The 13,461-nt window shown below is 47.5% G+C and carries 13 protein-coding genes and 1 tRNA gene; 6 read left to right on the top strand and 8 right to left on the bottom strand.

All coding sequences use genetic code 11. The features are described from left to right. Positions 1–312: 312 nt before the first annotated feature. The 4 genes from ACP4IT_RS07200 to ACP4IT_RS07185 form a co-directional block, all read right to left on the bottom strand. Complete coding sequence (locus ACP4IT_RS07200) at positions 313–1,206, bottom strand: ROK family protein (protein WP_114684558.1); 894 nt, start codon at positions 1,204–1,206, stop codon at positions 313–315. Next, positions 1,196–2,557: an APC family permease gene (locus ACP4IT_RS07195; RefSeq protein WP_128491938.1), complete on the bottom strand. Its 1,362-nt coding sequence runs from the start codon at positions 2,555–2,557 to the stop codon at positions 1,196–1,198. Before ACP4IT_RS07195 ends, ACP4IT_RS07200 begins: the two co-directional genes overlap by 11 nt. A 312-nt stretch (positions 2,558–2,869) precedes the next feature. Continuing rightward, on the bottom strand, positions 2,870–4,240 hold the full coding sequence (gene brnQ, locus ACP4IT_RS07190; RefSeq protein WP_011668899.1) for a branched-chain amino acid transport system II carrier protein: 1,371 nt from the start codon (positions 4,238–4,240) through the stop codon (positions 2,870–2,872). A gap of 349 nt (positions 4,241–4,589) precedes the next feature. Further along, on the bottom strand, positions 4,590–5,501 hold the full coding sequence (locus tag ACP4IT_RS07185; RefSeq protein ID WP_015474388.1) for a DUF6933 domain-containing protein: 912 nt from the start codon (positions 5,499–5,501) through the stop codon (positions 4,590–4,592). Between the two features lie 472 nt (positions 5,502–5,973). On the opposite strand from ACP4IT_RS07185, the gene ACP4IT_RS07180 reads away from it, so the two are divergent. Beyond that, entirely contained in the window at positions 5,974–7,266 is a 1,293-nt protein-coding gene (locus tag ACP4IT_RS07180; RefSeq protein ID WP_086231733.1) for a DNA/RNA non-specific endonuclease, read from the top strand. Positions 7,267–7,545: 279 nt separating this feature from the next. Here ACP4IT_RS07180 and ACP4IT_RS07175 read toward each other — a convergent pair whose 3' ends face one another. From ACP4IT_RS07175 to ACP4IT_RS07165, 3 genes are all read right to left on the bottom strand, one after another. Then, entirely contained in the window at positions 7,546–7,632 is an 87-nt protein-coding gene (locus tag ACP4IT_RS07175; RefSeq protein ID WP_107696576.1) for a type I toxin-antitoxin system Fst family toxin, read from the bottom strand. A 588-nt stretch (positions 7,633–8,220) separates the two neighbouring features. Beyond that, positions 8,221–8,292, bottom strand: a tRNA-Arg gene (locus ACP4IT_RS07170). 50 nt (positions 8,293–8,342) lie between these two features. After that, positions 8,343–8,669: a hypothetical protein gene (locus ACP4IT_RS07165; protein ID WP_128491939.1), complete on the bottom strand. Its 327-nt coding sequence runs from the start codon at positions 8,667–8,669 to the stop codon at positions 8,343–8,345. A gap of 147 nt (positions 8,670–8,816) precedes the next feature. Here ACP4IT_RS07165 and ACP4IT_RS07160 point away from each other — a divergent pair, with 147 nt between their 5' ends. From ACP4IT_RS07160 to ACP4IT_RS07150, 3 genes are all read left to right on the top strand, one after another. Beyond that, positions 8,817–9,269 carry a MarR family winged helix-turn-helix transcriptional regulator gene (locus ACP4IT_RS07160; protein WP_011668904.1) on the top strand — a complete coding sequence of 151 codons (453 nt, stop codon included), beginning with the start codon at positions 8,817–8,819 and terminating at the stop codon, positions 9,267–9,269. 26 nt (positions 9,270–9,295) lie between these two features. Further along, positions 9,296–9,943, top strand: a complete 648-nt coding sequence (locus tag ACP4IT_RS07155) for an NAD(P)H-hydrate epimerase (RefSeq protein ID WP_011668905.1) — start codon at positions 9,296–9,298, stop codon at positions 9,941–9,943. A 243-nt stretch (positions 9,944–10,186) separates the two neighbouring features. Further along, the gene (locus ACP4IT_RS07150) at positions 10,187–10,750 is read left to right on the top strand and encodes a M15 family metallopeptidase (RefSeq protein ID WP_226769800.1); all 564 of its coding nucleotides are present in this window, start codon (positions 10,187–10,189) and stop codon (positions 10,748–10,750) included. 116 nt (positions 10,751–10,866) lie between these two features. On the opposite strand, the gene ACP4IT_RS07145 is transcribed toward ACP4IT_RS07150, so the two are convergent. Beyond that, positions 10,867–11,493 (bottom strand): LVIS_2131 family protein, encoded by a 627-nt coding sequence (locus ACP4IT_RS07145; RefSeq protein WP_011668907.1) that lies wholly within the window; start codon positions 11,491–11,493, stop codon positions 10,867–10,869. 131 nt (positions 11,494–11,624) lie between these two features. Between ACP4IT_RS07145 and ACP4IT_RS07140 the strand changes: the two genes are divergently transcribed. Then, entirely contained in the window at positions 11,625–12,581 is a 957-nt protein-coding gene (locus ACP4IT_RS07140) for a linear amide C-N hydrolase (RefSeq protein ID WP_128491941.1), read from the top strand. A gap of 158 nt (positions 12,582–12,739) precedes the next feature. Further along, positions 12,740–13,213, top strand: coding sequence for a C40 family peptidase (locus tag ACP4IT_RS07135; protein ID WP_011668909.1), 474 nt, complete (start codon positions 12,740–12,742; stop codon positions 13,211–13,213). Positions 13,214–13,461: the final 248 nt, after the last annotated feature.

The raw sequence follows: 13,461 nt of genomic DNA, 5'->3' as shown, positions 1-13,461 counted from the left end.
AAAGAGCCCTTCTCCCACTATGGGAAAAGGGCTCTACGAGTAGAACGGTACCACCTTTTTGCGACGACATCATCACCGCACTTCACGGACCAACATCCGCTAGCCAGGTAATGGTGGCCACCACGATAGCCTTAGCAACTACCGAACTCAGAATTAACCTTCACAAACCGCTGATGGTCACCTTGCATCGACCGTGACTCGCTAAACATCAACCGCTTTGCTACTACTTTCTTCAACGTTTTATAAGTATTGATGAGTAGTATAGTCGATGGATGATTAAAAATCAATGATAAATTTCACCTTTTTGTTATCTTATGATGTAACTGACTGTACGGCTAATAAAGCAATACCGTTTAGGGACGCATTTTGCTGGTAATAAGCGCGCTTTAAAACTGGTGGAAATGGAACACTCTGCGCTAACTGGGCTGTTAGGGTTGGGGCAATTTGGTCATAGGCTGCTTCCATGCCACCACCGATGGCCACGACGGCCGGGTCCCAAGTAATGCAGAGGTTCGCCAAATTAAAGGCCCATGAGGCTAACAGTTGAGTTTTAAACCGTTGCACAACCTGAGGCAACTCGCTGTTAGACCACATATCCTTGGCCGAATATGGAGACCCAACCAGTGCGGCCAGTTGCCGACCGATGGCTTGCCCACCCGTAGCTTCTTCAAACGGCGCGTGACCGGCAGCAAACCCCGCATCACTGCTAGCCGTCAATAAGTAACCGACTTCACCAGCAGCGCCGTGGCTCCCCCGAATAACCCGATCCCCCAAAGATAGGCCGGTGGCAATTCCGGTTCCCAGGTTTAAATAAAGGCCAGCCGTCGTCCCCTTTAAAGCACCATTTAGGACCTCGGCATAGGTAGCTGCCTTTACGTCATTTTCAATCCAAACTGGAATTTGGGTAAATTGACGTTGCAATGCCGCCTTGAGGTTAACGTGATCCCACCCCTTAATTGTCGGTACTAGCTTTAAATGCTCACCATCAACTACGCCGATTGTACTGACACCAATCCCCGTAACCGTTAATTGCGCCTGCGACACCAGTTGCTGACTCGCGGCCAATAGCTGCGTAACAATAGCGGCACCATCTAAACCAGCAATCACAAATCTTGTTTGAGCTAACCAATGGCCGGCCAAGTCAATGGTGGCCAAAGCAATTTTAGTTCCACCAATATCGATTGCTAAGACACCTTTAGTTGTCAACGTCTTGTCCTCCTGTCGTCATTGCTGGTTTGACATGGTTAACATACCAAGTCCGGCCCCAAAAGACGAGAATACCTATGATCGTCCAGGTAACGGCAAGGCTAATCGCACTGGCCCCTGAGGAGAAGAAGACAAAGCCCCAACCCAAGAAGGCAATGATGCTGGGAATAGGATAGAGCCACTCCTTATATGGTCGGTTTAAATGGGGGTGTTTTCGGCGCAAGACTGATAGGGCAATAATCTGCATCATAAATTGCACCACAATTTGAACGGCCATTAACGCGTTAATCACCGTCGTCAAGTCAAAGAAACAGCAAATAACCATAATCAATCCAATCACAACGAGTGAGTAATTGGGAAACTTCATCTTAGGATGAAGATGCGCAAATTTTTTGAAAAACACGCCATCCTTGGCGGCGTTATAAGGAATCCGTGAAGCGCCCAAGAGCCCCGTGTATACTGAGGCAAAACACGTCCAAATAATTAAGACGGTAATAATAGCACCACCCCAAGGTCCCCATGCACGGGTCATGAATAAGGAACCCACGTTAGCGCTATGCGCGGCTTCTCGCCACGGAACGTAACCGATAATGCCAATATTCATGGAAAGATCAATGAGTGCGACCAAGATAATTGATAGCGTAATCGAACGGGGCAATGTCTTTCCAGGCTCACGCAACTCATCACCCATGTACGCTGACGTATAGTACCCGAGATAGTCATAGATCGACAGTAACATTCCAGCACCCAATCCTAGTAAAAATTTATTTGGTGCAAATGCCCCCTGAGGAAAGTCAAATGCTAATTGGGGGTCAAAATGTAGCAAGCCGGTAATCACAATCAGGATAACTGTTAAAATCATCCCCAACCATAGTACCAACGAAATTTTAGCAACACTCGTGACGCGCCGATAAAGCAGCACCATCGCTAATAACGTAACGGCCACGGCAATTAGCTTCGTTTGTAGACCCGTTAACGCTGGAAAGAAATAGGTCATGTAATTGGCCAAACCAATGGCACCACTGGAAAGCGTTAGTGGTGTAGCTAGCAGAACTGACCAAATAAACAAAAACGGCATTAGATTGCCCGTTCGGTCATGGAAAGCGGCCTTGAGGTAATTATAAGTCCCCCCTTCACCCGGCAATGAACTTCCAAGTTCACTCCAAATTTGACCGTCCAACAAGGCTAGTACGGCGCCCGCAATCCAGCCAAACATGGCCTGTGGCCCACCCATTGTTGTTAAAACAAGTGGAATCGTGATAAATGGGCCGGCCCCCATCATCTGTGACATGTTAATCGTGATGGCCTGAAACGTCCCAATCCGACGCTCTAATCCCCCAGATTCTTTCATAGGTATGCTCCCTTTTCTCTTAATATAGTTATTAAGATAGACTTATGAAAACGGGTTGTAAATAGTTTTCTGGTATTTTTTCACAAATCATTATCGTCTTGAAATTAAAATCGGTATAGTCCTAAAGTTAGACAAAGTTCCCCGTTCCTTTGGCATGCTTTTGTATCAGGTGGCGAGACACAAAGAGTCCGAAACTTTTGTCTCGGACTCTTTGCCGCCTATACCGGATTGCGTATACGGCCTGATAGGTACAAACGCTAATTTTAACCCGGTGCCGAATCCGTGTGATCCCCGCCAGATCATCCATGGCCCTTAAACGTCTTCCGTCATCCGTTCCGCAACTAATCGCCAGTGCCCCCAAACAATCCCTAGGGTAAAGCCGGCTAAGGTTGGCACCAGCCATCCCAACCCCAGGCTCGCGAACGGCACATAAGTGTGATAGACGCGTAATAGATTAGCAATTGGTGCCCAATTAGTAACGACAGCTGGTGAGTTTGCTAACATATCTAAAACTGCTGGCACCGCCGTGAAAACGATTGTTAACTTGTAGATTAAACCAGCATGTGCCCATTTGGCAACCGTTAGTGAAACCAGAATCAAGGCCAGCGATAGCGGATACAGCAACATTAACACTGGCAATGACCAAGCAATGATGTTATCCAACCCGACATTGGCAACCAGAAATGAAGCGATAGTGGTCGTTCGTAGCCACGTTAAATAGCTAACCTTGGGAAATAATTTGTGAAAGTCTTGGGCAAATGACGTCACTAGGCCCAACGCCGTGGTGAAAACTCCTAACGTCACTAAGATCCCCAAAAAGGCGGTTCCTAGATTGCTAAAGTAGTGACCCACGATTTGCGACAACGCCACCCCACCGTTAGCCGATAGGGCTAATTCCCCCAGGCTAAAGGCCCCCAACAAGACTAGTCCAAAATAAACTAAGACCTCAACCACGATAGCCAGTGTCCCCGCCTTAGCAGTCAATTTAGTCAATTCGCGATCGTGATAACCTAACGCCCGAACTGCGTGAACAAAGGTCACACTTAATGCCAACAGCGCCACAGCATCAATCGTATTATAACCTTCCAACAGGCCACTGATAGTTGCACCACTCTGGTAAGCCACACTTGGTGTATGGTTCAAGCTCCCCATCGGCTTACAAAAGGCCACCACGAAGATCACCGCTAGGAGCGCCAAGAAGAGGGCATTGAGATACTTACCAATCCACTTGATTAAACTATTTTGGTGGATGGCAATCAAATACGCCAATCCGAAAAATCCAGCGGTAAAGAGCCACTGACCAACTGTTGTCCACCGTTGCGGTAAAAATGGTTCCGCCGCCATTTGAAAAGCTGTTGCTGCAGTTCGTGGCGTACCAAAGAAGGGACCAATTGTCAGGTGAACCATAACCAAAAAGAACGCCGCATAGTGGCGCCCCACCGGTTTGGCTAAATCATACAGACCATCGCTCTTAGTGACAACCACGGCGAGAATTGCGAGCAGTGGAAACAGCGACCCAGATACCGCAAAGCCTAATGCTGCTGAAAACCAGTGTTGTCCGGCCATTTGTCCCAGATGTACCGGGAAAATCAAGTTGCCCGAGCCAAAGAACATGCCGAAAATTAATGAACTCACCACTAATAATTGCCAAAAGTTATGTTGCGTATGTTCTGCTTGTTCCATCTCGATTCCTCCTCATCATGATTACTAAACGTTAAAAGAGCCCTTCTCCCATCAACGGGAAAAGGGCTCTAATTCAGTAGAACGGTACCACCTTTTTGTGGCCTCCAAAAATGCCACACTCATCACGGACCAACATCCGCTAGCCTAGTAATGGTGGCTGCCACGGTAACCTACAAAATCAGCACCGAACTCAGAAATGATTTTCACTAGGACGAGATGGTCACTTCTCACTCAACGTGACTCACTAGACATCGCTATCCACGCTACTTTTTTCTTCAACGTTTTATAAATATTGATAAGTAGTATAGCTGATAATTAATTAAAAATCAATGATAAATTTCATTTTTTATTAATCGTAAAAATCATCGTATTCATCTAATTCAAATAAGACGAGTTCAACACTCTCATCCAGGTTACTCCTAATCGTTTGATAGGCCGATTTGGTCATTAACTGCTGTTGAACCAGAAACTGATAGAATTTTTTCATTGTTCGCTGAACCCGTTTACACTCCGTCAGACTGCCGCCGTGCAGGTATAAGTCACCTACTTCGGCTGCATCATCATCTAATACTGTCACGAGTCGATTGGCCAGATACTCATTTAGGTAAAAGTCCAGTGCTTGCTGATATGATTTGACAGTCTTGGCTGCATATTTGGTTTGAGCAAATTGGATAAACGCCGCAATTAACTCGCGATTGACCCGTTGAATCTGGTGGGCTACCTTTTCAAATTGACGGTTGTCTTCACTTTCTAAGGCAGCCGTCGCGACTTTAGCAGTCTTCTGAAGTGTTACCCAAGTCTGTTGGAGAGCCGACTGATCCGTCAAGGCAGGAATCTCCGCGGGATGCCAAACCAGCTGATCTGTTGCTAACATGGCCGGTGTATCCTCCCAGAAAACGGTGTCCCCCGTGACCGTCTTTCGCATAATGTGAGATAATTTCCGTGATAACTTATGATCATCCATCAGCCGCTCTGCCAAAAAGGCTTTCACGGCCGGCGTTATGAGATTCAGCCGCCCCACCTGCTGGCGACTCACCGTTTGGTTAATTTGCCACAGCTTGGATACGCGTTGGTAAGCTTGAAAATCAGCCGTTGATAATCCTAAGTCATGATAGAGCAGCCGCAACTGGTCCCAAAACCGTGTCTCCATCGTCTGCCGGTTCTTCGCATTAATATCAACTAGCGCCACGACTAACGTACTTTCATCATGCGTTAAGACAACCGTCTTTTTCGCTGATAGGTCACATAAGTCGCCTGCCAAGAAAATAATGGGTTGGCAAGTGCTTCTCGCTTCGCGGCGTCTGGGGAGCTTACCTGGGAGAAATCTTGAAAAAGTGATCGGCCTTTCTGTATCACATTGATAAACATTAATAAACGTCTCCTAAATGATTAAATTATTCCAAAAAACCTATGTATCGTAGATAAAACTACAAGCTAACCTTACTCATGAAACTTATTATATCAGTCATTCTGTCGACAGCAACTCCAATACATCGTAGTTACTTGTATCGGTTAAGGACCCTCAAAAATCAATGCATGAGTATGCTATCACCTTCTATATTGTTAATCTGCACTATTTCTCGACATCTTCCTTTTGCTGCTTAATTTCTGGTATGCTTAATTATACAAATTGGTAACCTTAATGGCGCTGGTTTATCTTAGTAAAATGGCCACTAAGCTTGTTTACATACCCATTTTGTCAAAATACTTAAATTCCCGAGGAGGAACTTTTCATGTCATCATTCGCATCATTCATTGGCGGGCTCAGTCTGCTCATCGCCATTATTTTAGGCGTACTCTGGGTTGTCAATAAAATCGGTCATCGCAACACTAACCACCAGGGACGCAATGTGTTAATCGCCTTAGTAGTCGCCTTCATCTTCATCGGCATAGGAGGCGGCGGTGATTCAACTACCAAGACCAACTCAGACAAGGCCAGCATGTCTAACTCGTCAAGCGACGCCTCTGTCACGGCAACCAAGCATGCGGCTACGACACATAAATCGGCCAAACATCCCACAGCTAAGCACAAGGTAACCCCAACAGTCACGACAACCACGTCTCGAAATAGTCAGGTGCTTAAAAAACTTGTCAGCTATACCAATCACGAATCGGCTGGCCCGACTCAGGACTATTATTGGCAGTTAGGTAAGTCCCACACCACCGGATTCAAACATCTCAAATCTGGTGATTACCATTTTGCTAGTGATTCTCAAGGGCGTGCCGGCACCGCCCGCGCAGTTTTGACTTACGGCGAATACGCCGATTCACGGGGTTCCCGCCAAGGTTCCCCACTAGAACCAAGTAGTTGGCCAACGACCAATCCCAAAGTCGCTATCAGCTATGCCTTCACCGGTCGTACCTACCACGGTTATCTCTATAATCGCAGCCATTCCATCGGTGATAGCTTACTGGGCGCCAAATCTTACACGTCAGAAAACAACTTCACCACTGGTACCCGACCACAAAATGTTGGCGCGGACCAGGACGGTGGCATGCGTTACGCCGAAGAGACCGCGGAAGCTTATTGGGCGTCCAACCCGAACACCAGTGATACCATCAAGTACGAAACGACACCACTCTATTATCACAGTGAAACCATCCCCCGCGGTTCCATCGTAGACATTAAGTCATCAGATGGACAAATCAACACGGCGGTCGCTGTGATCAACTCAGCTGAAGGTATCAAGATTAACTACAATACCGGCAGCAACAATGCCAAGCCAATTAAATCGACCAGCCGCCGGTCCAGTCAGGCAACCAGTACCAACTCTGACCACGGTTACAGGAGCAGTACCGGCAGTGCAAGCCATAAAACAAACGCCACAGCCCGGTCAACCACTCATTCGGGCACGAAATCAGGTCAGTGGAACGTCGCCGCAGCCGGCATGGTATACGTTTCTGACAGCCATAAGTATTATTCACGGGTTACGAACCCCGACAACTATACTTACGAAAGTGAGTCAGCGGCCCAATCCAGCGGAGCCACGCGAGCATCTCGTGGGAATCAGTACGCACGTCCTTAACGCCAGTAGCCAGTGAATCCAAGCCAACAACTGACTCCATTATGATTATGTGTCACACGGCAAGCACCATGGAACTGTTAGCTTAACGGCTAGCAGTTTTTATTTTTGTTCTCATATAAGTATCATAAGCATGTATCAATTTTCCATTCATGCTATAATGACTTTGCGAAGAAAGATGTAGCATTGCTACACCAAAGGCCCCGACTATGTGGAGTAGTCGAGGCCTTTTTTATACGTCTATGTAACTAAACGGGTGGGTTAGGTGTTGCCTATGGCGTTTTACTTGTGGTGTCTACGGTCTAACCAGTCCGTAAACAGGGCTACTAAGAGTCCAACCGCAAGCGGGGCGAAAAAAGATGTGAACATTACTACACCTCCTCACTATTGCTAGCATAGGTAGGCAACCGTTTAATTATGAGTGAATATTCATTGAATTACAACCGACAACCCACTAATTCATGGAATGAAACAGGTCGCTTGGCGTAATTCGTTTAACTGGTAATTCACGTCCACATCACGACTATGCGGCCCGTCTTCACTTAGTAATCAATGATGTACCTCAGGTTCACTTATTGATGCCATTTGCTACCTGAACGGTTTATGCAATCCAGCGCAAAGTATGCCATTACCCCCACGCCCTTAGACTTTACTGTTTTACCTGTAAGTCTAACTCCCCAAAATCAAAAAATGACGTTCAATACGTTCACGTAAGGCGCACGCTCAAATATTATCTCTGATCGCCTCTCTCCAAAGGGGTCTCTAATTATTTCCAAACAGGAACGTGCGTTAGAAACATTTCTATATTTTCTTAACCAATAACTGACTTCATTATAATTGAACCCCGACCGAGTTTTAACCAGTAACCTGTTCCATTATGTTTCCGATCATAACAAAAAAGACGCTAGCCACAACTAGCGTCCCATCAACGTTTCCAACGTCTCATCTCAAATTAAATGCGCCCCCCGAGAGTCGAACTCGGATCATGAGGACCGAAATCTCATGTGCTATCCATTACACTAAGGGCGCTTGATCTCCTCTAGTGTAATCCAAAATCACAGAAAGCGCTACCCCATTTTTTACCGTGCACCAGACGCTTGAATCGCGGCCTTTTCTAACCGCTGTAGCGTAACATCCGCATTCTGCCGAAAATCAGCCACGAACGATGACCCTTGCGGCTTAATCACGGCCATTTGGTCGCCATTGATGTCCGTTACCGTCAAGTTTTCTCCTTGCCAAGCCACCGAATCATAGTGTCCATCTTCAATCTGATCCAAGAAGTTCTGGCAAATATCCAAAACTGCCTGGCGAATAATCTCGTCTTCGCTGGCGACCTCTCCGTGTTGCTTTAACTGTAACTGGCGCATTTGCACCTCATCCATATCCATCGGTATTTGAATAAACACAGTGTTGCCTCCCATAAATTAGTTTTGCTACTATTCTATCACTTCCAGCGGCAGATTAGAGCTAAAGCGTTTATCGTTGACCCCCATCTGGTGTAAACTAAGGGCATAGTCAAAATAACTTTTTTTGCCAAGGAGGTGGGGCAACTCATGGAAGACTCAATATTAGACTTTACCACGAATTTGGCCATCCTCCACCGGCAGTTTCAGCGAGCGATGAACCAGCTTCTTGAAGCCGACAAAATGCCCGTTAACATCACTGAATTTTATTTACTGGTCTTAATCTCCGAAACGCGTCAGTTAAATCAGCGCCGGGCGGCTTGGACGATGGCCGTCGATGAGGGATTAATGGCCCGCATGGTCCACCATCTAGTCGAACTCGACCTGATTCAAAAAGAAACGGATCCCCGCGACCGCCGCAACCGGCGCCTACAACTCACACCATCTGGGCAAGAACTCGTTCAACAAGCCATCACCGTCTTACACGATTGGTGGCAACAGGCGACTCCCAATCAATCTGATTTCGACTACGCCGTCATTACGGCTCAGCTTCAGCGGTTATCATCGCGTGTCTTACAAAAGCAACAGGCCAACAACCATTAGTTATTTGACTCTAAGGAGGGATTTCAATGAGTAAAGCGATTACGATTGCCGAAGCACAACGCTACGATGCCCACGCGACCAACGTGATTGGCATCCCCGCCATGGTCCTCATGGAACGGGCGGCTTTAGCAACTTTCAACAACCTCTTAAATGATGATTTTGACCTTGACCGTGTCGTCGTTGTTGCTGCTACGGGTAACAATGGTGGCGATGGAATCGCCGTGGCACGCCTCCTCAAAATTCGCGGAATTGACGTCACCATCTATCTCTTAGGTGATCCCGAAAACGCGACGCCCCAAACTAGCCAACAATTAAAGATTGCCAATTACTACAATATCCCGGTCACAGCTGATCTCAATCAGATCGTTAACGCCACTCTAATTGTAGATGCCATCTTTGGTGTTGGACTGACCCGCGACGTTACCGGCAAATTTGCTGATGCGATTAACGCCATCAACGCTGCCGATGCCAAAACCGTTGCCATTGACGTACCGTCAGGTATTAATGCTGATACCGGTGCCGTCATGGGTGTTGCCGTTGTTGCCGATAGTACGACCACCATGGCTTACAACAAAATTGGCCTATTAACCACCGTTGGCAAGCAACACGCGGGTACCATTCACGTGGCCGATATTGGTATTTACGCCCAAGACCGAGTCGAACATGCCCGCTAATTGGGAGGTCACCTTACCAAGTCCAAATTTCACTCGAAATTCACTAGTGAAACGTGTAAACTAAGGAGTGTGAAAGTTGCATCAAGTTTTCTGCGCTTTCCGACTACCCTAAAAGTCCCCCGAGCTAATTGCTGGGGGGCTTTTTCGTTATTCAACTTTACCCACTTTTTAAGCAAACCACAATTCAAGCTTTTCTCGCCACAAGCCGGTATACTGAGGGTAATTTCTTATTGGAGGTGCCCCATGTCAGAACTAGAAACTGGTTTTACCAACGTTCAAGCGCTGGACCCCGGCATTTTGGTCGACCTGCGCTACGCCACTACGAATAATTTCACTCACCAGGTGGTCTATGATTTCACAACGGCCATCGCCCGTACCGGCACAGCTAAAAAGTTGGCCGCTGCCAGTGCTGCCCTCCGGCAACAAGGCTATCGGCTAAAAATCTGGGATGCTTACCGACCCGTGACCGCCCAACGCCGGCTCTTTGACGTCTATCCCGATCCCAGCTTTGTTGCGGAACCCGATCCGAACTTCTCACACCAAAAAGGTGTCACGTTTGATCTCACACTATGTGACCTAGACGGTAACGAACTTGAGATGCAAACGGCCTTTGACGACTTTACAGCCGCTGCTCACCGGGATGCCTCACGAACGGCCATTCAAGAACACCACTACCAAATCCTAGACCAAGCAATGCGAGCGGCCGGATTCGTCGGCTACGAAAATGAGTGGTGGGACTATCGGGACAGTCAAATGGACGCTTATGGTCCAGCGACTGCCAATCCAGATGACTACGCCCTACCTTGAATCAGGTAACACTAAAACAACTTTAATCAGCGATACCATTGCTAAAAAAGCGATTCTTACAGAAGTTAACGTTCTGCAAGAACCGCTTTTTTAATTTATCATCCAAAATTTCGTTTTTATTTACGTAACATAAAGGAGTGATCGGGAATTCGAATCAACGTAAAGCGACTAGCCAAGCGCCCCGCGTGCAAACCGATGCCATTAACAAACGTCTTCTTATACGTTGTCTCGACGACGCCCACCCACGCCTTTTGATGACGTTGATCGTATTTCGCAACCTTTTTAGCGTCCCATTTGTATGCAGATGCTGGCAGGTTAATGGCCTTCTTACCATCCGAAACCGTCGAATCCGTACTGCTGACCTCGTACTTTTCGCCCTCAGTCAGGTACGTATAGGTCTGCACGGGTTGCTTGCCCGTACTGTTATCGACCGTCACGTAGTAAGCTGAGCCACTCCCACTGCCCGTGTTAATGACCAATGGCTCATAGCGTGTTGTTTGGGTCACCCGGTCGCCTAACTGATTCACATTTTGAAAGAACGTCGTGTAGCTCATCCCCCCAAAAAACAGTAGCCAAACGACCAGTTCAATCGTCGAAATAGCCAAGTTGCGCCACGAGAAACTATGGTGTTCCTTCACGATGAGCCGAATGCGGCGAACCCGCATGTCATGCACCATCCAGATTAACGTTACGAGGACCAGCACCCACAGCGCCATTCCCACTAAGTTCCAAGTCGATTTCATTTTCCCAGTTCCCTTCCAAAAATCAGCCTTATCAATTAAGCTTACGAGATTCAATCTGGGAATACAAGCGTCATTCCCAACAAGTTTGGCGTATACTTAGCCTAATTATTACTTTAAAGGAGGAATCCCCCGTGTGTACTAGTTTAACCTACACCTCCGCCACGGGCCACCATTTTTTCGCCCGGACGATGGATTTTCCCACTACGACTCCTTGGCGGCCCGTCTTCTTACCCCGTCACTATCACTGGGAAACGGCCTTACATGTCACCCGGGCCACCCAGTATGCCATTCTCGGTGGCGGGCGAATGGCCGCCGATTTTTCGGCCTACCTGTTAGCGGACGGTTTTAATGAAAACGGTATCAGTTGTGCTGAACTTTATTTACCCGGGGTGGTCGACTACGCGCCCGCTCCTGTAGCCGGTCAATTAAACCTAACTCCCCAGGATTTCATCAACTGGGCCCTCGGCGAACACGCCACTTTAGCCGCAATTGCGGCCGATCTGCCGCACGTCACGTTGGTGGATCAGCCTTGGGGGACCGACCACTACGTTTACCCATTTCATTGGATTCTCAGCGACCGTTCCGGGCAAACACTGGTCATCGAACCCACCGGTGGCCCACTAACAGCCCAATTAAATCCGGCCGGTGTCCTCACTAATACGCCGATTTTGGCCACTCACCTACGAAATCTCAATGACTTCTTGAACGTTGACACCCCGGACTTTTCATCAACAACCGTTGCCGCTGCTCGATCGTATCTGGTTAGCGGCCAACCGTTACCCAGCGGTCCCGTGCCGACCCACCGCTTCATTCACACGGCTATCCGGCGTTGGGGCAATCCGCCAGCAACCACCACAACAGCGGCTGTTACCCACCTTTTTCAGTGGTTAGCCGAAGTTCAGCTCCCTTATCAGCCCGAACGACGCCACGATCGGAATCATAATTACACGCACTACCGGGGAATTTGCGACCTTGATACGAAGTCGTACCTCTTTATTCCCCGAACAACGGGTCGTTTGCAACAAATCACCTTAACCCCTGAAATGGCGGCAGGTCGGCATTTCCCTCACGCTTTCCCGGCTAACTAACCGCAAATGTTGCAATCCCCCCAACACCTTTAATCCGATTGATAATGGTTTGAGACAATTCTGTAACAACTCCCTGATAGTATTAAACACGTTGATTCGAAACGGAAAATATTTAATACACCAAGACATTAAAAAAATTAAGGAGTTTGTTTACATTTATGAAGAAGACGCTGACTGATATTATCTTGACTTTGGTTGCCACTGTTGCTTTTGCAATTGCTGGGTTTGCCATCACTGAACCTGTCGATGCCAATGCGGCAACGATGTCTTACGACAAGATCCACAAGGTCGCTAAAGCCCAATTGGGTAAGCCTTATGGTTGGGGCTCTACTGGTCCTTCCCGCTTTGACTGCTCTGGTTTTACCAGCTACGTCTACAAAAAGGGCGCTTCCAAGAAGATCCCCCGGACCGCTCAAGCACAATACAACAAGTACAAGCATGTGAGCTACAAGAACATTAAGAAGGGTGATTTGGTCTTCTTCGGCGGTTCCAAGCACTCTATCTCTCACGTTGGCCTGTACGTTGGCGGCGGCAAGATGATCGATTCTCAAAACCGCGGTGTCGTGACGGAAGCCGTTCACGCCCCTTGGTGGCACGCTGTTGGTTATGCGCGCGTCGGTACAGTTGCTTAATTAGCGTCTTCATAAACGAACGACTTCTAAACCAGTCACACTCATCTGTGGCTGGTTTTTTTTGTAAAAAAAACGCCCGGATCAACGTCCCGGGCGTTTTGTATCTACGAATATCTACTTAAATGGGCTCTATGATATTTGGTGTTGATGGATAAAATCCATCGACGCCTTTTTTGTAAAACAAACTAAAAAGGGCATACTGCCCTGTGCTACAATCAAGTCGACGAAAACCAATTGAAAGCGAGTGA

This window comes from Levilactobacillus sp. LN180102, from assembly GCF_050106635.1.
Classification (GTDB): Bacteria; Bacillota; Bacilli; order Lactobacillales; family Lactobacillaceae; genus Levilactobacillus; species Levilactobacillus brevis.
Note: the sequence above shows the minus strand (reverse complement) of the source record. Positions and strands in the feature narration are given on the sequence as shown.

Bases quoted from the DNA above. Each gene is read 5' to 3' on its own strand.
- ACP4IT_RS07150 (WP_226769800.1), top strand. From the start codon at position 10,187: ATGTCAGAACTAGAAACTGGTTTTACCAACGTTCAAGCGCTGGACCCC.
- brnQ (WP_011668899.1), bottom strand. From the start codon at position 4,240: ATGGAACAAGCAGAACATACGCAACATAACTTTTGGCAATTATTAGTG.
- ACP4IT_RS07145 (WP_011668907.1), bottom strand. From the start codon at position 11,493: ATGAAATCGACTTGGAACTTAGTGGGAATGGCGCTGTGGGTGCTGGTC.
- ACP4IT_RS07195 (WP_128491938.1), bottom strand. From the start codon at position 2,557: ATGAAAGAATCTGGGGGATTAGAGCGTCGGATTGGGACGTTTCAGGCC.
- ACP4IT_RS07180 (WP_086231733.1), top strand. From the start codon at position 5,974: ATGTCATCATTCGCATCATTCATTGGCGGGCTCAGTCTGCTCATCGCC.
- ACP4IT_RS07155 (WP_011668905.1), top strand. From the start codon at position 9,296: ATGAGTAAAGCGATTACGATTGCCGAAGCACAACGCTACGATGCCCAC.
- ACP4IT_RS07175 (WP_107696576.1), bottom strand. From the start codon at position 7,632: ATGTTCACATCTTTTTTCGCCCCGCTTGCGGTTGGACTCTTAGTAGCC.
- ACP4IT_RS07160 (WP_011668904.1), top strand. From the start codon at position 8,817: ATGGAAGACTCAATATTAGACTTTACCACGAATTTGGCCATCCTCCAC.
- ACP4IT_RS07135 (WP_011668909.1), top strand. From the start codon at position 12,740: ATGAAGAAGACGCTGACTGATATTATCTTGACTTTGGTTGCCACTGTT.